Annotated in this window: 19 protein-coding genes; 14 read left to right on the top strand and 5 right to left on the bottom strand. The window is 66.8% G+C overall.

Annotated elements, in window-relative coordinates:
- Positions 1-42: 42 nt before the first annotated feature.
- A complete protein-coding gene (gene cydD / locus E3T43_RS06065) occupies positions 43-1,713 on the top strand; it encodes a thiol reductant ABC exporter subunit CydD (RefSeq protein ID WP_134471697.1) in 1,671 nt (556 codons plus the stop codon).
- Positions 1,706-3,397 carry a thiol reductant ABC exporter subunit CydC gene (gene cydC, locus E3T43_RS06060; protein WP_134471696.1) on the top strand — a complete coding sequence of 564 codons (1,692 nt, stop codon included), beginning with the start codon at positions 1,706-1,708 and terminating at the stop codon, positions 3,395-3,397. Before cydD ends, cydC begins: the two co-directional genes overlap by 8 nt.
- Here the strand turns inward: cydC and E3T43_RS06055 are convergent.
- Entirely contained in the window at positions 3,394-4,029 is a 636-nt protein-coding gene (locus tag E3T43_RS06055) for a DedA family protein (RefSeq protein WP_092450475.1), read from the bottom strand. The two genes, cydC and E3T43_RS06055, sit on opposite strands and share 4 nt — an antisense overlap.
- 199 nt (positions 4,030-4,228) lie before the next feature.
- On the opposite strand from E3T43_RS06055, the gene leuS reads away from it, so the two are divergent.
- The 4 genes from leuS (at position 4,229) to holA (ending at position 11,312) form a co-directional block, all read left to right on the top strand.
- Positions 4,229-6,814, top strand: a complete 2,586-nt coding sequence (gene leuS, locus E3T43_RS06050; RefSeq protein WP_370449885.1) for a leucine--tRNA ligase — start codon at positions 4,229-4,231, stop codon at positions 6,812-6,814.
- Between the two features lie 137 nt (positions 6,815-6,951).
- Positions 6,952-7,644, top strand: a complete 693-nt coding sequence (locus E3T43_RS06045; protein ID WP_134471695.1) for a helix-hairpin-helix domain-containing protein — start codon at positions 6,952-6,954, stop codon at positions 7,642-7,644.
- The gene (locus E3T43_RS06040; RefSeq protein WP_134471694.1) at positions 7,641-10,217 is read left to right on the top strand and encodes a ComEC/Rec2 family competence protein; all 2,577 of its coding nucleotides are present in this window, start codon (positions 7,641-7,643) and stop codon (positions 10,215-10,217) included. The genes E3T43_RS06045 and E3T43_RS06040 overlap by 4 nt, the downstream gene beginning before the upstream one ends.
- A 39-nt stretch (positions 10,218-10,256) precedes the next feature.
- Positions 10,257-11,312, top strand: a complete 1,056-nt coding sequence (gene holA / locus E3T43_RS06035) for a DNA polymerase III subunit delta (RefSeq protein WP_241978839.1) — start codon at positions 10,257-10,259, stop codon at positions 11,310-11,312.
- Positions 11,313-11,575: 263 nt separating this feature from the next.
- Here holA and rpsT read toward each other — a convergent pair whose 3' ends face one another.
- Together rpsT and E3T43_RS06025 are read right to left on the bottom strand one after the other, a co-directional pair.
- Positions 11,576-11,839: a 30S ribosomal protein S20 gene (rpsT, locus tag E3T43_RS06030; RefSeq protein ID WP_092448491.1), complete on the bottom strand. Its 264-nt coding sequence runs from the start codon at positions 11,837-11,839 to the stop codon at positions 11,576-11,578.
- Between the two features lie 356 nt (positions 11,840-12,195).
- Positions 12,196-12,924, bottom strand: a complete 729-nt coding sequence (locus E3T43_RS06025) for an alpha/beta fold hydrolase (protein WP_134443085.1) — start codon at positions 12,922-12,924, stop codon at positions 12,196-12,198.
- A 50-nt stretch (positions 12,925-12,974) separates the two neighbouring features.
- Between E3T43_RS06025 and E3T43_RS19680 the strand changes: the two genes are divergently transcribed.
- From E3T43_RS19680 to hemW, 4 genes are read left to right on the top strand one after another with little or no spacing between them, the layout of a single operon-like run.
- Entirely contained in the window at positions 12,975-13,259 is a 285-nt protein-coding gene (locus E3T43_RS19680) for a hypothetical protein (protein ID WP_370449884.1), read from the top strand.
- A gap of 7 nt (positions 13,260-13,266) precedes the next feature.
- Positions 13,267-15,117 carry a translation elongation factor 4 gene (gene lepA / locus E3T43_RS06015; RefSeq protein WP_134443084.1) on the top strand — a complete coding sequence of 617 codons (1,851 nt, stop codon included), beginning with the start codon at positions 13,267-13,269 and terminating at the stop codon, positions 15,115-15,117.
- Positions 15,118-15,122: 5 nt separating this feature from the next.
- A complete protein-coding gene (locus E3T43_RS06010) occupies positions 15,123-15,773 on the top strand; it encodes a DUF1990 family protein (protein ID WP_134443083.1) in 651 nt (216 codons plus the stop codon).
- 20 nt (positions 15,774-15,793) lie between these two features.
- Positions 15,794-17,017: a radical SAM family heme chaperone HemW gene (gene hemW / locus E3T43_RS06005; RefSeq protein ID WP_134471692.1), complete on the top strand. Its 1,224-nt coding sequence runs from the start codon at positions 15,794-15,796 to the stop codon at positions 17,015-17,017.
- A gap of 9 nt (positions 17,018-17,026) precedes the next feature.
- Here hemW and E3T43_RS06000 read toward each other — a convergent pair whose 3' ends face one another.
- Complete coding sequence (locus E3T43_RS06000) at positions 17,027-17,434, bottom strand: DUF4870 domain-containing protein (protein WP_233195382.1); 408 nt, start codon at positions 17,432-17,434, stop codon at positions 17,027-17,029.
- A 171-nt stretch (positions 17,435-17,605) separates the two neighbouring features.
- Positions 17,606-18,079 carry a DUF4870 domain-containing protein gene (locus E3T43_RS05995; protein WP_134471691.1) on the bottom strand — a complete coding sequence of 158 codons (474 nt, stop codon included), beginning with the start codon at positions 18,077-18,079 and terminating at the stop codon, positions 17,606-17,608.
- A 238-nt stretch (positions 18,080-18,317) separates the two neighbouring features.
- Between E3T43_RS05995 and hrcA the strand changes: the two genes are divergently transcribed.
- The 4 genes from hrcA to E3T43_RS05975 all read left to right on the top strand — a co-directional run bounded on the left by hrcA (position 18,318) and on the right by E3T43_RS05975 (position 21,679).
- On the top strand, positions 18,318-19,337 hold the full coding sequence (gene hrcA / locus E3T43_RS05990) for a heat-inducible transcriptional repressor HrcA (protein ID WP_134469355.1): 1,020 nt from the start codon (positions 18,318-18,320) through the stop codon (positions 19,335-19,337).
- A gap of 67 nt (positions 19,338-19,404) precedes the next feature.
- On the top strand, positions 19,405-20,508 hold the full coding sequence (gene dnaJ, locus E3T43_RS05985) for a molecular chaperone DnaJ (protein WP_134443079.1): 1,104 nt from the start codon (positions 19,405-19,407) through the stop codon (positions 20,506-20,508).
- 1 nt (position 20,509) lies between these two features.
- Entirely contained in the window at positions 20,510-21,250 is a 741-nt protein-coding gene (locus E3T43_RS05980; protein WP_134443078.1) for a 16S rRNA (uracil(1498)-N(3))-methyltransferase, read from the top strand.
- Between the two features lie 51 nt (positions 21,251-21,301).
- Entirely contained in the window at positions 21,302-21,679 is a 378-nt protein-coding gene (locus E3T43_RS05975) for an HIT domain-containing protein (RefSeq protein ID WP_134443077.1), read from the top strand.
- Positions 21,680-21,692 lie beyond the last annotated feature (13 nt).

The raw sequence follows: 21,692 nt of genomic DNA, 5'->3' as shown, positions 1-21,692 counted from the left end.
TGACCAGCACACCCGTGACACGGGCTGTGGGAGAATAAGCCAGTGCGCCCCCTGGATCCTCGCCTTCTTCGTTATGCCTCAGCGGCGCGCCGGTTTCTTCTCATTGGCGCGGTGCTCGGGTTCGCACAAACCCTCGTTGTCGTCGCCTTCGCGTGGTTTCTCACCCGAGCAATCACCCTCCTGGTGGCGGGGGAGCCCCTCACTGAGATCGTACCCACGCTGGTCGCCCTGGCCGCGGTCATTGTGCTGCGGTCTCTGCTGATCTGGTTGCTGGAAGTCGCGGCCAACCGCGGTGCGGCGCAGGTAAAGAGTCAGCTGCGCGCCAAGGTCATGGCCAAGCTCGCCGAGCGCGGCCCCGACTGGGTCGCCTCGCAGCAGAGTGCACGCCTGGCGACCGTTGTCACGACCGGCCTCGACGCACTCGACAACTACTTCGCGCGGTATCTGCCGCAGCTGTTGCTGACCGCGATCGCCACGCCGATTCTGATCGCGGTAATGCTCTGGCAAGACCTGCCCAGCGGCCTCACCGTCATCATCGTGATCCCGCTCATCCCCGTGTTCATGATTCTCATCGGCCGGGTCACCCAGTCGGTACAGCAGGACCAGTGGCAGGCACTGCAACGCCTCTCCACCGGGTTTCTCGACGTGGTCGGCGGCCTCGGCACCCTCAAGATCTACGGCCGGGAACGCCGTCAGTTTGATCGCATCCGTTCCATCACCGAGCAGTACCGCACCCGTACCATGAAGGTACTGCGGGTCTCCTTTCTGAGCGGCTTCGTGCTCGAACTGGCCGCGAGTCTCTCGGTCGCTCTCATCGCCGTGTCGATTGGCCTGCGGCTCATCGACGGCGAGCTGCTGCTCGGCGTCGGGCTGTTCGTCCTGCTGCTGGCCCCCGAGGCGTTTCTGCCGGTGCGCCAGGTCGGAGCGCAATTTCACGCCGCGGCCGACGGCCTGGCCGCTGCCGAAGAGCTGTTCAAGATTCTCGACGACGACTCCAATAAAGCGGATGCCCCGGCGTCGGTCGATCCTGCGGCTGCGCCGGTCGCGCTGGGAGGCCTCGGTGCCGGCGCGCTGCGCCTGGTCGACGTGTCTATTCGGCGCGGCGACACCGTCGTGATCGACCGGCTGGACGCCGAATTCGCCTCCGGGCAAATTAGCGTGCTGCGCGGCGTGAGCGGAGTCGGCAAGTCCACCCTCGTCGCCGCCCTGCTCGGCTTCGTACCCCTGACCGGCGCAGTGACGCTCGGCGGCGTTGCCGTGGCAGCCGGGCCGAGTCGGCCGTGGCTGGCCTGGGCCGGCCAGCGACCCGGCCTGGTCCGGGGAACGGTGGCTGAGAATGTGGCGCTGGGGGCGGCATCCGCTGGCCAGGGCACGCCCACCGGGACTCTGGTCGCTCAGGCCCTCGACTGGGCGGGGGCCGCTGAGGTTTCACCGGCCACGGTGCTCGGGGTCAACGGCGACGGGCTTTCGGGCGGGCAGGCGCAGCGCGTCGCCGCCGCGCGGGCGATCTACCGGGCCCTCGCGACCGAGTGCCAGGTCGTGATTCTGGACGAACCCAGTTCGGCGCTCGACGTCGACGCCGAGGCCGGCCTGCTGGCCGGGCTGCGCCGACTGGCCGATCAGGGCCGCGTCGTGATCGTGGTCAGCCACCGGCCGGGCGTCCTGGCCGCAGCTGACCATATGATCGAGCTGCAGGAGCTGATTCATGTCTGACCGGACGCCGAGCCCGACCGCGCGCGACGTACTGCGGCTCGCCCAGCCGCGCCCGCTCTGGTTCGCTCCAGGCCTGCTGGCCGGCGTGACGAGCGCCGTCATGGCGGTGGCGCTGCTGGCCTGCTCGGCCTGGCTCATTATCCGCGCCGCCGAAATGCCGTCCCTGGCCTATCTGGGCTTGGCCGTCGTCGGCGTGCGTGCCTTCGCCATCTTTCGGTCCGTGTTTCGCTACCTGGAGCGCCTGACCAGCCACGATGCCGCATTCCGGCAACTCGCCGAACTACGCCTGGGCATCTTTCGTCGTATCGTTCCGGTCGCCCCGGCCGGCCTGGCCCAGACCGGGCGCGGCGATCTGCTCACCCGCCTCGTGCGCGACGTCGATGACCTGCAGGACCTGCCGCTGCGGGTTGTGCAACCGCTGCTGGTCGCGGGAATCACCGCCCTGCTCAGCGTGATCGGCATCTGGCTGATCGTGCCGGCCGCCGGCATCACCCTGCTCGTCTGCCTGCTGTTGGCCGGAGTGCTCGGCACCCTCTTTTCCGGCAGCCTCGCTGCCCGGGCAGAGCGGGAGCTCGCACCGCTCCGCGGCACCCTCGCCGATGAGGTGCTCGAAATCGTGGAGAACCTCGACGTGCTCACCGCCTTCGACGCCCTCAGGCCGCGTCTCGCCGCGCTCGCCCGCACCGATGAGCGCCTGCGCCGGGCCACCCTGCGCCGCTCGGTCGGAGTGGGTGTGCAATCGGCCGTCGTTGCGCTGTTTGCCGGTGCGGCAACGCTGGGCGCGCTCTACTTCGGCATACCCGCGCTCAATGGCGGCGGCGGACTCCTCAGCCCGGACCTGCTCGGCCCGACCCTCATCGTCGCCGTGCTCGTGCCGCTGGCCGTATTCGAGGTGTTCGGAATGATTCCGCTCGCCGCCTCGGCCTGGCGCCAGGTGCGGGTGAGCGGGCGGCGCGTCGCCGAGGTTGTTCCGGCTTCGCCACCGGCTGAGATTCCCGTCGATGTTCCGAACCCCCGGCCGTTGCGGGCAACCCCGGTCATGCTCGAACTGACCGACCTGGGTGCCAGCTGGCCCGGCCAGACCGAACCGGGCGTGGCCGGTGTGACCCTTCGGCTCGCGCCGGGGGACCGGGTGCACCTGGCCGGACCGAGTGGTGCCGGCAAGACCACCCTCGCGCAGGCCCTGGTGCGGTTTCTTGACTACACCGGTTCGTACCGTCTGAACGGGGTCGAAGCCCGCCTGCTCGCTCAGACCGACGTGCGGCGGGTGGTCGGACTGTGCGAGCAGCGCCCGTGGTTATTTGACGACAGCATCCGTCAAAATCTGCTGTTTGCCCGCGATACTGCCACCGACGCCGAGTTGTTGGCCGTGCTGGCCCGCGTCGGACTGGCCGAATGGGTCGCAGCGCGCGGCGGCCTCGATGCCCGGGTCGGGGAGCGCGGCGCCCTGGTCTCCGGCGGACAGGCTCAGCGGATTGCCCTGGCCAGGGCCCTGCTGGCCGACTTTCCGGTGCTCATCGTCGACGAACCCACCGCGAACGTCGACAGTGCCCAGGCGGATGCCCTCGTGCGTGACCTGCTGAGAGCTGCGGCCGACGCCTACCGGGCCGTGCTGCTCATTTCCCACACGCCGGTGCCGGACGACCTGGTGACGGCCCGGGTGACCCTGCCCGCCCGGACTTAGTCCATGTGACGCAGCTCGCGGCGGTGCAGCCATTTCTTGATCAGGAACACCGCGAGTACGAACAGTGCGATCACGCCGACGAACAGGTAGCCGGCGAAGTGCAGGCTGCCGCTGAGCTCGCGGTAGCCGCCGGCCGCCGCCGATCCGACGGTGACATAGGCGAGTGACCAGATAACGCAGGCGGGCACGGTCCAGGCCATGAATGTGCGGTAGCGCATATGGCTCATTCCGACGGTGACCGGAATGAGGGAGTGCAGCACCGGCAGAAACCGGGAGATGAACACGGCCAAACCACCGCGCCGGTCGAGGTAGTTCTCGGCGCGAATCCAGTTGTGTTCGCCGATGCGGCGGCCTAGCCGGCTCGCGCGGATGAACGGTCCGAAGTGGTGGCCGAGCGCGAAGCCGATGCTCTCCCCGCCCAGGGCGCCGACGATCACGGCGAGCACGAGCGTGACAAATTCGACCGGGCCGGAGACCGCCGTGCTGGCGACGATCACTATGGTGTCGCCGGGAACGACCAGGCCGACCAGCACTGAAGTTTCCAGCAGCATGCCCAAAAAGGCCAGCAGTGTTCGAACGACCGGGTCGACGCTGGATACGGTGTCGAGGATCCACGTGAGGATGTCATTCATTTCGCTCAGCCTACGTGCTGCGCCTGAATCAACATGGACGGGCTCTCTGGCGGCCCGGGCGGCCAGCTGCGAAGGCTTCGTGCCTTGTGCGACCTTGGAGTCGCTGCGTCCTAGTAATCTAAAGGGGGGTACACCGGCGCTTTGTTGCGCGTGCACCTCGTATCAATCATGTCTAACCCCTGCAATGAATGAGAGTCACGTGGTTCACGAGCACGAAAGCGTCCGCATCGATTCGAGCGTTGAGAGCGACGAAGAAGTGTATGACTTCGCCGCGATCCAGGCGAAGTGGCAACCCATCTGGGAGGAGCTCGCTCCGTTCAAGACGAGCGGTGAGGGCGACACCCGCCCGCGCAAGTACGTGCTCGATATGTTCCCGTACCCCTCCGGCGACCTGCACATGGGTCACGCCGAGGTCTATGCGCTCGGCGACGTCGTCGCCCGCTACTGGCGCCACCAGGGTTTCAACGTGCTGCACCCGATCGGCTGGGATTCCTTCGGCCTGCCCGCCGAGAACGCCGCCATCAAGCGGGGCATCGACCCGCGCGGCTGGACCTACGACAACATCGCCCAGCAGAAGAAGAGCATGAAGCTCTACGCGACCAGCTTCGACTGGGACCGCGAACTGCATACGAGCGACCCCGAATATTACAAGTGGACCCAGTGGCTGTTCCTGCAGCTGTACAAGAAGGGCCTGGCCTACCGCAAGGACAGCTGGGTCAACTGGGACCCGATCGACCAGACCGTACTCGCCAACGAGCAGGTGCTGGCCGACGGCACGAGCGACCGCAGCGGCGCCGTCGTCGTGAAGAAGAAACTCACCCAGTGGTACTTCAAGATCACCGACTACGCCGACCGTCTGCTGGATGACCTCAATCAGCTCGAGGGCACCTGGCCGGCCAAGGTGCTCAACATGCAGCGCAACTGGATCGGCCGCTCCATCGGAGCGGATGTCGACTTCCAGGTCGAGGGACGCACCGAACGCGTCACCGTGTTCACCACCCGGCCGGACACGCTGTTCGGTGCGACGTTCATGGTCGTCGCCCCGGATTGCGACCTCGCCGCTGAACTCGTCGCCGAGGCGACGCCCGAGGTGCAGGAAGCCTTCCAGGATTACCTCGTGCAGGTTCAGCGCAGCACCGAGATCGAGCGTCAGGCCACCGACCGGCCCAAGACCGGCGTGTTCATCGGCCGCTACGCGATCAACCCGGTCAATGGGGAACGCCTCCCGATCTGGGCGGCGGACTACGTGCTTGCCGACTACGGCACCGGCGCGATCATGGCCGTGCCGGCCCACGACCAGCGCGACCTCGATTTCGCCCGCGCCTTCGACCTGCCCGTGCGCGTCGTCGTCGACACCAACTCGCCGGCCACCGGCATGATCCCGGTGATCACCCAGGGCATGCTCGACGGCACCGAAGAGCTGCCGGCGCTCGACCCGCTCAGCACCGGCATCGCTCTGGCAGGCGAGGGCCGCCTCATCAACTCCGGTCCGCTCAACGGCCTGAGCAAGATCACCGCGATCAAGCGCATCGTCGAGCAGCTCGCCGCCGACGGGCTCGGCCGGTCGGCTAAGAACTATCGTCTGCGCGACTGGCTGGTTTCCCGGCAGCGTTACTGGGGCGCTCCGATCCCGATCATCCACGGCGCCGATGGCGCAGAGATCCCGGTTCCCGAAGACCAGCTGCCGGTGCTGCTGCCGCCGGCAGAGGGCCTCGATCTGAAGCCGCGGGGAACGTCGCCGCTCGGCGGCGCGACCGACTGGGTCAACGTGCCGAACCCGATCGACGGCACGCCGGCGACCCGCGACGCCGACACCCTGGACACCTTCGTCGACAGCTCCTGGTACTTTCTGCGGTTCCTGAACCCCACGGACGACACCAAGGCCTTCGACCCGAAAGAGGCCGAGAAGTGGGCGCCCGTCGACCAGTACGTTGGCGGCGTCGAGCACGCCATTCTGCACCTGCTGTACGCGCGGTTCATCACGAAGTTCCTCTTCGACGAGGGCTATGTGAGCTTCACCGAGCCGTTCACGGCCCTGCTCAACCAGGGCATGGTGATTCTCGACGGCGCCAAGATGAGCAAGAGCAAGGGCAACCTGGTCTACTTCACCGAGGAGATCGAACGCCACGGCGTTGACGCCGTACGCCTCACGATGGCCTTCGCCGGCCCGCCCGAAGACGACATCGATTGGTCTGACGTTTCCCCGGTCGGCTCGGCCAAGTTCCTGGCCCGCGCCTGGCGCGTCGCCCGCGACGTCACGAGTGCGCCCGATGTGGAGTGGAAGACGGGCGACGTCACCCTGCGCCGTGTCACCCACCGGTTCTTGTCCGACGCACCCGGCCTGGTGGAGTCGTTCAAGTTCAACGTCGTCGTCGCCCGCCTGATGGAGCTCGTTAACGCGACCCGCAAGGTCATCGATACCGGTGCCGGGCCAGCGGATGCCGCCGTGCGCGAAGCCGCCGAAGCCACCGCCATGGCGCTGAACCTGTTCGCCCCCTACGCCGCGGAGGACATGTGGGAGCACCTCGGCTACGAGCCGTGCATCGCCCTCGTGCCGTGGCGCAAGGCCGAGCAGACCCTGCTCGTGCAGGAATCGGTCACCGCGGTCGTCCAGGTCGACGGCAAGATGCGCACCCTCCTCGAGGTATCGCCGAAAATCTCGAGCGAAGACTTGGAGAAGATGGCGCGGGAAGCCGCCGCGGTCATCCGTTCGATCGGTGATCGCGAGATCATCAAGGTGATTGTGCGCGTGCCGAAGCTCGTCTCCTTCGTCACCCGCCCATAGCGGAAGGCAAAATCGGGCCGCGGTCGATCCCTCGCAGGATCGGCCGGGGCCTTCTCCACAGGCCCGTCCTGCTTTCTCTGTGCACAGATGGGGCATCCGACCAGAAACGGATGCTTCGCGCGGCCTAGCCTGCGAGCATGCAGCCCGACCGGTTCCCCCTCGATCTGGAGCGCCTCGCTCCGGCCGCGGGGGGACGTCCCCGACTGCGAGTTGGCGTGGGAGCGGCCGTCGTGCTCCTGCTGCTCGCCCTCGTGGTCGCCGTCATCGTGTCGGCGGTGGGCCAGCAGGCGGGGCAGCGCACGGTCGGCTCGGAAACGCTATCGATCCCCACGGGCGGCAGCCTCGAGCCGTTTGATGCCGGTGAGAGCACAGCGCCGAATGACTCTGCCACGGACGCGATCATCTTCGTGCACGTTCTGGGGGCGGTTGCCCGGCCCGGCCTGTTCGAGTTGCGGGACGGCGCCCGGGTCATGGATGCGATCGCCGCCGCCGGCGGGCTGAGCGCCGAGGCCGACCCTGCCGGGGTTAATCTTGCCCGGGTCGTGAGCGATGGCGAGCAATTCTACGTGCCGCGGCAGGGCGAGGTGCCGCCGGGCGTCCCAGCGGCGGCCGTCTCCGGGGGAGCTGGCTCGCCCGCCGGCAAGGTCAACCTCAACTCGGCGACGCTCGCCGATCTCGACTCCCTGCCCCGCATCGGCCCAACCATGGCACAGCGCATCATCGACTTTCGCACGGCTAACGGGCGATTCACCAGCGTGGACGGCCTGCGCGATGTCACGGGAATCGGCGATAAAACGTTCGAGGCGCTCAAAGACCTCATTACGGTATGAGCCTCGACTTGCGGCTGGCGCTTCCGGCCCTGGCCGCGTGGCTCACTGCAGGGTTGCTGATCGGAGCGCCAGAGGGCGCCCGGTCCATCGCCCTGGTCCTGTGGGCAGCGGCCGGGGTGACGGCTGGCATCCTCGTGATGAAACGGATGCCGGCGCATTCCGTCGTGCTGGGGGCCGATGCGCCGCAGCCAGTTCGATCGGCAACCGATCGTGCGAGCGCTGTGCTGGCCAGCGGTCGTGCTGCTCGGCGGGTCGTGGAGCAGAATGCAGCGTCCCGTCGGCGGGGTCGTACTACCCCCGGAACGTCACCTCGGCCGGGTGACCGCTGGCAGACGCTCGGCGGCAGCATCGTGCTCTGCTGTGCGGCGGCGGCTCTTGTCGCCACTGCCGTCGGGGTATGGGCGCCGGTGCGCCTGCCGCCGGAGGTGCGCGCCGCCGCGGAGTCGCACGCGACGCTCACGGTCACGGTCACGGTCTGGTCGGTTCCGGTACCAGCCAAAGCTTTCATCGGCGGCGGTACGTCGGGGCGGGTGCGCTACCGGGCCACGCTCACGCAGTTGGACCTGCGCGGCGAATCGACGAGGGTGTCGACCCCGGTGGTGGTCTTCGCCGAGGCGGCCGGGGGAGGCGACGAACCCGAGATCGGCACCAGCCTGCGCCTGCGCGGCACCCTGCGCCCGACGGATCCGGGCGACGCGGCGGTCGCCTTACTGTTTGCCACCGACCCCGCTCAGGTAGCCGAGTCTCCGCCCTGGTGGCTGCAGTGGGCGAACGAGCTCCGCGCTCGGTTCGCGGCGGCCGCGACGAGCCTCCCCGGTGACGGGGGAGATCTGCTCCCCGGCCTGGCGATCGGCGACACGAGCGCGGTCAGCCCCGACCTCGATCAAGCCATGAAAACCAGCTCCCTGAGCCACTTGACCGCCGTTTCCGGGGCCAATTGTGCCATCGTCATCGCCGCGATCATGCTGCTCGGCGGCTACTTGCGGCTCGGTCGGAGCTGGCGCATTCTGCTGTCACTGGCGACGCTGCTCGGCTTTACCGTGCTGGTCACACCCGAGCCGAGCGTGCTGCGCTCGGCGGTCATGGCCACCCTCACTCTCGCGTCGATCGGCGCCGGCCGGCCCGGGCGAGGCGTGCCCACCCTGCTCATCGTGGTGATCGGACTGCTCGCGAGCGACCCGTGGCTGGCCCGCAACTACGGCTTTGCGCTGTCCGTGCTCGCGACCGCGGGGCTCCTCATTCTGGCCGGTCCGCTCAGCCGGCTGCTCAGCCAGTGGATGCCGCTGGCCCTGGCCGCCGTCATCGCCATTCCCCTGGCCGCCCAACTGGCCTGCCAGCCCGTGCTCATTCTGTTGAGCCCCAGCCTGCCGCTGTACGGGGTGCCGGCCAACATTCTCGCTGGTCCCGCCGCGCCGGTCGCCACGGTGGTCGGGCTGATCGCCTGCCTGACCCTGCCGGTGCTCCCGGGCGTAGCGTCGGGCCTGCTTGCCCTGGCCTGGCTGCCATCGGCGTGGATCGCCGCCGTGGCCCAGACCACGTCGACGCTGCCGGGCACCCGCCTGCCATGGCCGGGCGGAGTGCCCGGCGTATTGCTGCTCTCAGTCGTCACCTTGCTCACGCTCGTGGTCGTCCTGCGCGGCCCGGCAGCTCGCCCCGCCCGCTGGCCGACGGCGGTCCTCGCCGTGCTGCTGGTCGGCTTCGGAGGTTACGCCGGGTCGCTGATCGGCACCGGAATCGGCCGGGCCGCCTCCTTGCCGGCGAACTGGCAGATTGCAGCCTGCGATATTGGGCAGGGCGACGCCGTCGTCGTGCGCGATGGTGATCGGTACGGCCTGGTTGACGTCGGTCCCGACCCGAAACTGCTCGCGAGCTGCCTGGCCACTCTTGGCATCAGTCGTATCAATTTGCTCGTACTTACCCACTACGACCTCGACCATATCGGCGGGTTGGATGCTGTCATCGGCAAGGTCGATACCGCCCTGGTCGGGCAGCCGGAGAACGCGCAGGACGAACGCCTGCACGAGCGTCTCGCCGCTGGTGGAGCCGTCGTGCGTCAGACGGCTCGGGGTGATGCCGGCACGCTGGGCGGACTGCGCTGGAACATACTCTGGCCCGTCCGTGGAGCCACGACGATGCAGGCGGGCAACCCGGGCAGCATCACCATTGTGTTCGAAGGGCGGGGCATCCGTTCGATTTTTCTCGGGGATCTCGGCGAGGAATCGCAGAATGCCTTGCGGCGGGTCTCGCCGCCCGGCCGGGTCGACGTCGTGAAGGTCGCCCACCATGGCTCGGCCGATCAGAGCCCCGAGCTGTACGCCGAGTTGCGGGCCCGGGTGGGGCTGATCTCGGTCGGCGCGACAAACACCTACGGGCATCCCACTGACGCGCTGCTCAACGTTCTCGCTTCGGTGAAAACCGTGTCCGTGCGCACCGACCGGGAGGGGATGGCGGTGGTTGCGCCAGGGGACAACGGCACCCTCGTGCTCTGGACGGAGAAGATCACCGACCGCGGGCCGCCCGCGCCGCCGACGGCTGCCCCGGATGCTGCCGGGAGGGTCAGTCGTGCGCGTTAGGCTTGATCGACCACCCGCATGACACCCAAGGAGAGCGCTTTGGCCGCACGACCCGCCACGACCGGCTCCCGCTCCGGCAAGGCAGCCCCCGCCCGCGCGGCCAAGGGCACCGTCATTCCCCAGCTCGGCTGGCACCAGGTGCGTCCGGCACCGATCGTGCTCGTCTCGGGGACCGAAACGTTTCTCGCGGAACGCGCCATCCGTCAGCTCCGCGACTTTCTCAAACTTGAAGATCCCAGCCTTGAAATCAGCGACGTGCAGGCCGACAGCTACGCCCCCGGTGAGCTGCTCACCCTGGCGAGCCCGTCCCTGTTCGGCGAGCCGCGGCTGATTCGGGTCAGCAACGTCGAGAAGTGCAGCGACACCTTTCTCGCCGAGGCGCTCGACTACCTCGAGAACCCGGCCGACGACACCTACGTCGTGCTGCGACACGGCGGGGGAGTACGGGGCAAGAAGCTGCTCGACACCATTCGCAGCGGACTCGGTGGCGCCATCGAGGTGGTCTGTACCGAGCTCAAGAAAGACACCGAGAAGTACGAATTCGCGTCGAACGAGTTCAAGGCGGCCGGCAAACGCGTCACCGCGAGTGCGCTGCGGCAGCTTGTCGCCGCGTTCTCCGACGATCTGGCCGAACTCTCCGCCGCCTGCCAGCAGCTCATCGCAGACGCGACGAGCGAGGTCACCGAAACCACGGTCGACCGTTACTACGGCGGTCGGGTTGAAACCAACGCCTTCAAGGTTGCAGACTGGGCCATCGCTGGCCGCAATGGCGAGGCCCTCGTCACCCTGCGGCACGCCCTCACCTCCGGGGCCGATCCGGTGCCGATCGTCGCGGCCTTCGCTATGAAGATTCGCACCATGGCGAAGGTCTTCGGAGCCCGCGGCGGCTCTGCTCAGCTCGGTGCCCAGTTCGGTCTGGCCCCCTGGCAGGTGGAGCGCGCCCAGAAGGACCTGCGCGGCTGGAGCGACGAGGGCCTTGCTCGTTGCATCCTCGTGCTTGCCGAAACGGATGCCGCGGTGAAGGGTGCGGGTCGCGACCCGGTCTACGCTCTCGAGCGACTCATCGGCGTGATCGCCCGCCGCGGCGAGGGCTAGCGCCACCGGCAACGAGCGGGTCTCGGGGCTGCTGAGCCTGGTTCAACCTGCGCGGTTGACCGCAATACACGCCGAGTAATGGACCACTGCGTCACAGAGTTTGTGGTCAATTCGAGACCCAGGGACAGCGCCACTGCTGCACGAACGGGTTGCCAGGGACACAAAAAACCCCCGCCGAGGGGCGGGGGCTTATCTGCCACGAGGTGCAGCATCCGCTTTGACGAGCCGACGCAGACACCAGGTGCGGGTGGATCCAGCGTCGATTAGACCAGTGCGCCGACAGCCTTCGCGATGGCGGACTTCTTGTTCGCAGCCTGGTTCTGGTGGATTACACCCTTGCTGACGGCCTTGTCGAGCTTCTTGGAAGCAAAGGCCAGACCGACGACGGCCTTGTCTTTGTCGCCAGCGGCAATTGCGGTACGAGTCGCGCGGATCGCGGACTTGAACTCGCTCTTGACGGCCTTGTTGCGCTCCTGGGCCTTCTTGTTGGTGCCAATTCGCTTGATCTGCGACTTGATATTTGCCACGTTTTTTACGCTTTCGTTAGGTTCTAGTACGGACAGCCGCTCAGCGGTAGAGGGCGCTTCTGCGGCGAAAATCGTGCGGGGTGGGACCCAACACGCAAGCCAACCGCTAACGCTACCAGCAATTGGTCCGCCCCCAAAACCCGCCCGGTCGGTGGGAACCCCTTTTCGCTCGCGCGAGCGGATGTCGCCGCACCCTCCGTGCGCATGACCGCGCCCGATGTGGGTGACCCTACGCCGGTTGCCGTAGCGCGCACCGGTATCGGGCGCGCTCACGCGGGTGCGGTGTGCCATGAGTGCATTCGGGCACCCAACTCGGCCGCGGCAAGCGGATGCTGCGGCAAGCGGATGCCGCGGCCTCAGTTCGCCCGCGACACCAATCCGGCGACCCCCAACAGAATCGCCGTGAAGCGCTCCGGCTGGGCCAGGCTCGACAGATGCGTTGCTCCCGGCACCACGACGACCGTCCCGTTGCGGCAGGCGGAGAGAAAGCGCCGCTCGTTCAGCCGAAAGTGATCGAGCGCACCGTTGACCAACCAGACCGGGCCGGGATACGCCGCGAGGCTGGCCAGGGGAGTCAGCGTCGAGGTCGCCTGCAGGCCGGAATCCATCACGTCGAGTGCGGCGCCGCCCGCGAGTACATCGCGCGCCCCGGCCGCAGGTAGAAGGAGGCGCGCCAGACCCTCGTGCAGCCACAAGCCCCGATCGGGCAGGCGGTGAATCATTCGGGCCAGCAGCCGATACCCCTCGAGCAAAGCGCCCCTGGGAACTGCACTACAGCCGGCAGCGATCAGCCCGGCTACCCGATCGGGGTGCTCTGCGGCATAGGCGACGGCGTAGTAGCCGCCGAGCGAGAGCCCGACCAGCAGCACACTGCCACCGAGCGCCGCCACTCCGTCGTCGATGGCGGCGAGCGCGGCCGGTACCGTGAACGGCTCCGTCATCCGCTGCCCGTGGCCGGGCAGATCAATCGCGAGAACCCGGTGCCCGGCGGCACGCAGCTTCTTCTCCTGATACCGCCACATCGTGGCCGAGGCACGGATACCGTGAACGAGCAAAATTGGTACGCGTGACTCGGGAATCTCCATGCCCGCGAGCCTAGTCAGCCCCGATCACAGCGCATGCCGAGGCTGGAGCGATGACATCTGCACCCACGACCACGTTGACCGCCATCATCAATGCTCGCGTCGTTCCGGTGAACTTTTTGGTGTGCCAGGCCTCCCTGGCCGTGCAGGAAGGGCTGCCGGTGCAGACGACGCTCGAAGCGCTCACGGTCAACCCGGCCGCGATTCTCGGACTCGACTCCCGGGTCGGACCTCTCACCGTTGGACAGTCCCGCTGGCAGATAGTCGGCAGCCGGGGCCGCCGGTACCAGCGCTTGCGGGTCGGGGAGAACGCCAACCGCCGGAGCATGGAAGAATAGACGAACTATGTCACCGAGAGCCCTTCACGCGCTGGAACCGGCCGCCACGGCCCCCGAGTTCATCCGCAACTTCTGCATCATTGCCCACATCGACCACGGCAAGTCGACCCTCGCCGACCGGATGCTGCAGATCACCGGCGTCGTCGACGAGCGTTCCATGCGGGCCCAGTACCTGGACCGCATGGACATCGAGCGGGAACGCGGCATCACCATCAAGAGCCAGGCCGTGCGCATGCCGTGGGAAATGGACGGCGTCACCTACGCCCTCAACATGATCGACACCCCCGGCCACGTCGACTTCACCTACGAGGTCTCCCGCAGCCTCGCCGCCTGCGAGGGCGCCATCCTGCTGGTCGACGCGGCCCAGGGCATCGAAGCCCAGACCCTCGCCAACCTCTACCTCGCCCTCGAGAACGACCTCACGATCATTCCGGTGCTCAACAAGATCGACCTGCCGGCCGCCGATCCGGAGAAGTACGCCCGCGAACTCGCGAGCCTCATCGGCGGACGCCCCGAAGACGTGCTGCGTGTCTCCGGCAAGACCGGCGCCGGTGTTGAAGAGCTGCTGAACCTCGCCACGACGATGATTCCGGCGCCGAAGGGTAACCCTGATGCCGCCGCTCGCGCCATGATCTTCGACTCGGTCTACGACAGCTACCGTGGCGTCGTCACCTACGTGCGCATGATCGACGGCCATCTAAAGGCCCACGAAAAAATTCAGATGATGTCGACCAAGGCGACGCACGAGATCCTCGAGATCGGCGTCATCTCGCCCGAACCGGTGGAGAGCAAGGGCCTCAGGGTCGGCGAGGTCGGCTACCTGATCACCGGTGTGAAAGACGTGCGCCAGTCCAAGGTCGGCGACACCATCACGACCGCAGTGCGCCCGGCGACCGACGCCCTGCCCGGCTACGACGAACCGCAGCCCATGGTGTTCTCCGGCCTGTACCCGATCGACGGCAGCGATTATCCGGCGCTGCGCGAAGCACTGGACAAACTCAAGCTGTCTGACGCCAGCCTCGGCTACGAGCCGGAGACATCCGTCGCCCTCGGTTTCGGATTTCGCTGCGGGTTTCTCGGCCTGCTGCACCTCGAGATCATCACCGAACGCCTCGAACGTGAATTCAATATCGACCTCATCACCACGGCGCCGAGCGTGCCCTACGAGGTCACCACCGACGACAAGCGCACCGTCACGGTCACCAACCCGAGCGAATACCCCACCGGCAAAATTGCTAAGGTGCTCGAACCCATGGTCAAGGCCGCGATTCTCGCCCCGAAAGACTACGTCGGCGTCATTATGGAGCTGTGTCAGAGTCGCCGTGGCACCCTGCTCGGCATGGAATACCTCGGCGAAGACCGCGTCGAGATTCGCTACTCGATGCCGCTCGGTGAGATCGTGTTCGACTTCTTCGACATGCTCAAGGGCCGCACCGCCGGGTACGCCTCGCTCGACTACGAACCCTCCGGCGAGCAGGAAGCCGACCTGGTCAAGGTCGACATTCTGCTGCAGGGCGAACAGGTCGACGCGTTTTCCGCCATCGTGCACCGCGACAAGGCTTACGCCTACGGCGCGCTAATGACCGGGCGCCTGCGCAAACTGATTCCGCGCCAGCAGTTCGAGGTGCCCATCCAGGCCGCGATCGGTGCGCACATCATCGCCCGCGAGAGCATCTCGGCGATGCGCAAAGACGTGCTGGCCAAATGCTACGGCGGTGACATCTCGCGCAAGCGCAAGCTGCTGGAGAAGCAGAAAGAGGGCAAGAAACGCATGAAGATGGTCGGCCGGGTCGAAGTTCCCCAGGAAGCCTTCATCGCCGCGCTCAGCGGCGACATCGAGACCAAAGACAAGAAGTAAAGCGGATGCGCAGGGCCACCTTCACCGACGCCGCCGTCAGCTACGCTGCCATCGGCGGTACGCTGGCGCCCGACCTGATGAGCTATCCGCCCAAGGGCTACCGGCCGATGGAGCAGAGCGTCAGGCTCGGCAGTTCGCCGGAACGCTTTGAAGCCGCGACGAAGTTGCTGATGACGTGGGGAATCCAGCGCGGCAGCGGGATGGAGGTGACCGACCTCGAAAATGGAACCGGCGTGCAGTACACGCCGGTGACCTTTGGGCCTGACGGCGCGCCGGCGGGCGGGCAGCAGCATCCGGTCAATGAAGCGACCTTCGCTGAGGATGGCACCCCGTATATTGCGAACGGTATGACGGCCACACTCAAGATGCGGGTTGGACCGATCGGCGTGACCGCGCCGGTGCGGGTCGTTTACGTGATCGACGAGGCCGCCCGCATCGGGTTCGCCTACGGCACCCTGGCCGGTCACCCGGAGAGTGGTGAGGAATCCTTCATCGTCGAGCACCGCGAGGACGACTCGGTTTGGTTGACGATCCGCTCCTTTTCGCGGCCGAGCGCCTGGTATTACCGACTGGCGTGGCCGGTGCTGCGCTTTCAGCAGGCCAAATTCACCAAGTTGTATCTGCGGGCTTTGCACCCCGCGGGTGCGATCAAATAGAACGTACTGGAGCACCACCCATGGCCGGACCCCACCCCATCGGCGACCCGGCACCCGACGACGGCCTTCTGCCGGCCTCGGCAGCCGTCAACGCCGCTGAACGCGATTTCGGCGTCTACCTGCACGTGCCGTTCTGCCGGGTGCGCTGCGGCTACTGCGATTTCAACACCTATACCGCGACCGAACTGCGCGGCGTCAAGCAGAGCGACTACGCCAGCCAAGCCGTGCTCGAGGTTGAAGCCGCCAGCCGCATCCTCACCGCATCGGGTGTGCCCGAACGCCCGGTGGCAACGGTGTTCTTCGGGGGAGGCACACCCACGCTGCTGCCGGTCACCGACCTGGCGAAAATGCTCGGTGCCGTGCGCGACCAGTGGGGCTTGACCGACGACGCCGAAGTAACCACCGAGGCGAACCCCGACTCGGTCGATGCCGCCTACCTCGGCGCCCTCGCGGAGGCCGGATTCACCCGGGTGTCCTTCGGTATGCAGTCCGCCGTGCCGCACGTGCTGGCGACCCTGGAACGCACCCACGACCCGGAGCGGGTGCCCCTCGTGGTGGAATGGGCCCGCGCCGCCGGCCTCGACGTGAGCCTCGACCTCATCTACGGCACGCCGGGAGAGTCGCTCGCCGATTGGCGCACCAGCCTCGAACAGGCGCTCAGCCTTCACCCAGACCACCTCAGCGCCTATTCGCTCATCGTCGAAGACGGCACCAAACTCGCGCGGCAGATTCGCCGCGGCGAGATCGCCACGACCGACGACGACCAACAGGCCGACTTCTACGAACTCGCCGACGAACTGCTCGCCGCCGCCGGCTATGACTGGTACGAGGTCAGCAACTGGGCTACGAGCGACGCGCACCGCTCCCGCCACAACCTCGCCTACTGGACCGGCCAGGACTGGTGGGGCATCGGCCCCGGCGCCCACAGCCACATCGGCGGGGTGCGCTGGTGGAACGTCAAACATCCCGCAGCCTATTCAGAGCGGATGCTCGGCGGCCTGTCGCCGGCCGCCGGTCGCGAAACGCTCGATGCGCCCACCCGCGAACTCGAGCGCATCCTGTTGCAGAGCCGCATCCGCACCGGTATCCCGGTCGCATCGCTGTCAGCGGACGGACGCCGAGAGGTGGCCGGCCTGATCGCCGATGAGCTCGTCAACGCCAAAGCTGCCCTCGCCGGGACCATTGAACTGACCCTGCGCGGACGGCTTCTGGCCGACGCCGTGGTGCGTCGGCTGAGCGACTAAGAGCGTGCGCTAGCTGAAGAATCTGATGGTCAGCGGGTAGGAATACCCCTGGCCGCGGTTGGCCGCGAGTGCGGCGAGGATCGAGAAGATGATGCCGAGCACCCAGGCCACCGGCACAATCAGGTAGCCGATCAGGATCGCCGTCAACGCGGTGCCCACCACATAAACGATCATCAGGGTGATCTGAAAGTTCAAAGCCGTCGCACTGTGGGCACGAATGAACGGCCCACGATCGCGCAGCACGAGATAGCCGATGAGTGCGGGAACAAAGGCGAAGAGGATGCCGCCGACGTGAATCAGGGTCGCCCACATCTTCTCGTCGGCCGGACTCATCGGCGCCGGCGGGACGCTCTGCGCGTACGGGTTCTGCGGCGGGGTGGATTCATACGGATTTGTGCGTGAATCGTTCTCGGACATGCGGTCTCCTGTTCGAGCGTGGTCGGTCTGGACGCGGTGGATCTGGCGATGGGTTGCCGACGACATCCAGGGAAGAACCACTGCGTGCACTAGCACTGTGTGGGGTCGGACAAGCCAGGCCAGACCCCTCCAGACTAACCGTCCGAGATGCGTATTGGACCGGGCCGCGCGCTACTTGATCAGGCGAATCGCGACCGGATACCGGTAGTTCTGGCCGTCCTTGGCCTTCAGAAACCCAATGATCGAAAAGATGACTCCGGCCACCCAGAGCAGCCAGGTCAGGCCGATGAGCAGGCCGCCAATTCCGAAGGTGACGATCGCCAGGATGAACGAGACGATATTTATCGCGACGTATCCGATCACGAGGGTGATCTGAAAGTTGAGCGCCTCCTTCGCTTCGGTATTGGTGAGGCGGCCGCGGTCCTTGAAGACCAGCCAAATAATCAGCGACGGAAGAAAGCTCAGGATGCCGCCGAGGTGCGCAAACGAGGCCCATTGTCGGTCGTCGGCCTCCGAGAGTGGGGCTGCGGCTGTAGGGGTGCCGTATGGGCTGCCCGTACCGGGCTGCTGGCCATACGGCTGCTGCCCAGCATTAGGGTCACGGTAGTTGGAATCACCGGGAGGTTGTGCCTGTGGATCGCTCATGATCGTGCCTTTCACTGAACTCCGGGGGGAGCGTATAGCGGTAATTAAACGCTCGGTTCGCGATACTGGCAATGGGTGCGCTCAGCCGGAACACGGCCGGTCGCGATAGTATTGGCAGTCAGTGGATGCGAGTGCCAACGACGTGCCGGCAAACCTGCGTTCCGGTGCGCTCGAGGCGCGCCGACCCGGGGCATCCGCTCAATTGAAGTTGGACCGGAAAAAGAGGAAGGCGGGCGAAATGGTTTCCGACCGTGGGCTCGATGTGCTGCGCGTCATCGTGCAGGACTACGTCGCGTCCCGCGAACCCGTCGGCTCCAAATCCATCGTCGACCGGCATTCCTTCGGTGTTTCCGCCGCGACCATTCGCAACGACATGGCCCTGCTCGAAGAAGAAGAGCTCATCGCGGCGCCGCACACCTCCTCGGGGCGCATCCCGACCGATAAGGGCTACCGGGTCTTCGTCGACCACCTAGCCGACCTGCGTCCGCTGACCCCGGCCCAGCGTCAGGCCATTGAAACTTTCCTGGGTCACTCCGCCGACCTCGACGAGGTGCTCGTGCGCAGCGTGCGTTTGCTCTCGCAGCTCACCCACCAGGTCGCGCTCGTGCAATACCCCTCGCTGTCCCGCGCCAGGGTTCGGCACATCGAGTTCGTGCCGCTGACCGAGACGCGCATCCTGTCGGTGCTGATCACCGATTCCGGCGGGGTCGAGCAGCGAGTCATCGACCTTCCGCGAGCATTCGACGAGCAGACGCTCGGCGAACTGCGCGCCCGACTCAACGTCACGGTCGTTGGACTGGGCATGGCCGAGGCGAGCGTTGCCCTCGCCGCGAGCGTCTGGCCGGGATCGCCGGCGCTGCAGCCGATCGTCGACCTGATCACGCGCACCGTCGCCGACCAGGTCGGGGCCAACCGTCAGGAGAAGCTCGTCATGGCCGGAGCCGCAAACCTGGTGCGCACCGAAGACGACTTCTCCGGCAGCATCTATCCGGTACTCGAAGCCATCGAAGAACAGGTCGTGCTGCTGCGGCTGTTCGGCGAGATGGAGACCGACCAGCACGGCGTTTCGGTGAGTATCGGCCGGGAGAATGCGGCCTTCGGCCTGCCGGAAGCGAGCGTGCTGACCAGCGGCTACACCGCAGGCGGCAACCTGGCCCGGCTGGGCGTGCTCGGGCCGACCCGCATGGACTATTCCAACAATATGGCGGCCGTCCGCGCCGTCGCCCGGTACCTCTCCCGCCTGCTCGGCGAGACCTGAACTCTGTACCAATCAGGCTCTGTGCCATTTCGAACAACCATCATCAAAAAATCAAGGAGAGCCACCTTTGGCTGACCATTACGAAGCGCTTGGCGTTGACCGCGACGCGACCACCGACCAAATCAAGAAGGCCTACCGTCGCCTCGCCCGCGAGCTGCACCCCGACGTGAACCCCGGCGCCGAAGCATCCGAACGGTTCAAGAGCATCACGCACGCCTATGACGTGCTGAGCGACGCCAAGCAGCGCCAGAAGTACGACCAGGGCGGCGGCCAGAACGGCGGCTTCGACGGGCAGAACTTCGGCAACTTCGGCGACATCTTCGAGACCTTCTTCGGCGGCGGCGGCAGCAGCCGTGGTCCGCGCTCGCGCCGCGAACGCGGCCAGGACGCCCTGATTCGAGTCGACCTCGACCTCGACGAGGTCATCTTCGGCACGCACCGCGACCTGGAGGTCGACACGGCGATCGTCTGTGAGACCTGCAAGGGGTCCTGTTGCGCGCCTGGCACCTCGCCGATCACCTGCGACATCTGCCACGGCACGGGCAGCATCCAGCGCGCCGTGCGCTCCCTGCTCGGGAACGTGATGACGTCAAGCCCGTGCGGTTCCTGCCGCGGTTACGGCACCATCATCGCCACCCCGTGCATGACCTGCTCCGGTCAGGGCCGCATTCGCGCCCGCCGCACCGTTCCGGTCGACATTCCGGCCGGCGTCGACACCGGCCTGCGCCTGCAGATGCCCGGCAGCGGCGAAGCCGGCCCGGCTGCCGGTCCCAACGGAGACCTGTACCTCGAGATGAAGGTGCGCCATCACGACGTGTTCAGCCGTGATGGCGACGACCTGATGTGCTCGCTCGACGTGCCGATGACCAGTGCGATTCTCGGCACCACCGTCACCGTCAAGGCTCTCGACGGTGACATCGAGGTGGAGATTCGCCCCGGATCGCAGAGCTCCGAGGTACTCACGATCAAGGATCGCGGCATCACCAAGCTGCGCGGCAGTGGCCGCGGCGACCTCAAGGTCGGCATCCACGTGCTCACCCCGACCAAGCTCGACCACAAGGAACGCGACCTGATCGAACAGTTCGCAGCCCGCTACGCGGCTCCGGCGCCGACCCTGAGCCAGTACCAGCAGGGCTTGTTCGCGAAGCTGCGCGACCGGTTCCTCGGCTGACGTGGCACATTTCTACCTGCAGGAAACGCTCCGGGCGGCGCAGTGCCGCCCGGGGCAGGTGGTCACCGTGGACGGCGCCGAGGCGCGGCACGCGGTCACGGTGAGCCGGGTGCGCCCCGGGGACCGGCTCCGCCTGGGTAATGGGGCCGGGTTGCTGCTGGAGGGAGCCGTGCTGACGGCGGACGCTGTGCAGTTGACCCTGCGCGTCGATGACGCGAGCGAGACTGCGGCGGCGACGCCGCGCATCCGCTTGGTGCAGGCCCTCGCCAAGGGTGACCGGGACGAACTGGCCATTCAAGCCGCCACCGAACTCGGCGTCGACGGTGTCATCCCGTGGTCCGCAGCCCGCTCCATCACCAGGTGGGAGGGCGCGAAGATCGCCAAAGGCCACGAACGCTGGAGCAGCATCGTGCGTGAGGCCAGCAAACAGTCGATCCGGGCTTGGCTGCCCGATGTCGCCCAGCTGACCAGCACCAAGCAGCTGGCCGTTTTGGCCGCCACGACACGGATGCTGCTGCTCGACCCGACCGCGACCGGTCGCCTCACCGAGGTGGCCGTCCCCACCGACGACCGTGACATTCTGCTCGTCGTCGGCCCCGAGGGCGGAATATCGCCGGCCGAACTGCTCCTGCTCGAGCAGGCCGGCGCGAGCCAGGTACGCCTCGGCGACACCGTGCTGCGCACATCGACCGCGGGGCCAGCCGCCCTCGCAATCCTCAATGCAACTTTGGGTCGCTGGTAGAGCGTGCCGTTGGTAGTGCGTGCCGCTGATAGCGCCGCTTAAGATAGAGGTATGTCTTCTTCCGTCGCCCAACCGACCATTTTCAGCCGCATCATCGCGCGTGAGATTCCGGCGACGATCGTGGCCGAAACCGAGCACATCATCGCCTTCCTCGACATTGCACCCAAAGCCCCGGTGCACGTTGTCGTCACCACGAAAGACCCTCAGTATCAGAACGTGGTCGAGCTCGCCGCCGGCAATCCCACCCTGCTCGCCGAACTCGTCGCCGTGGCCGAGCAGATCGCGGTCGAACGCACCAACGGACAGTTCCGTCTGGTGTTCAACACCGGGGCGGCCGCCGGCCAGACCGTCTTCCACGTGCACGCGCACGTGCTCGGCAGCCCCGAAGCGTCTGATCAGCTGGGGGAGGACTCGCTTGGCGCCCTCTGATTCTTATAAAGCT

The sequence above is a fragment of the Cryobacterium sp. Hh7 genome (assembly GCF_004403155.1).
Taxonomy (GTDB): Bacteria; Actinomycetota; Actinomycetes; order Actinomycetales; family Microbacteriaceae; genus Cryobacterium; species Cryobacterium levicorallinum.
This window is presented reverse-complemented; position numbering and strand designations above follow the sequence as displayed.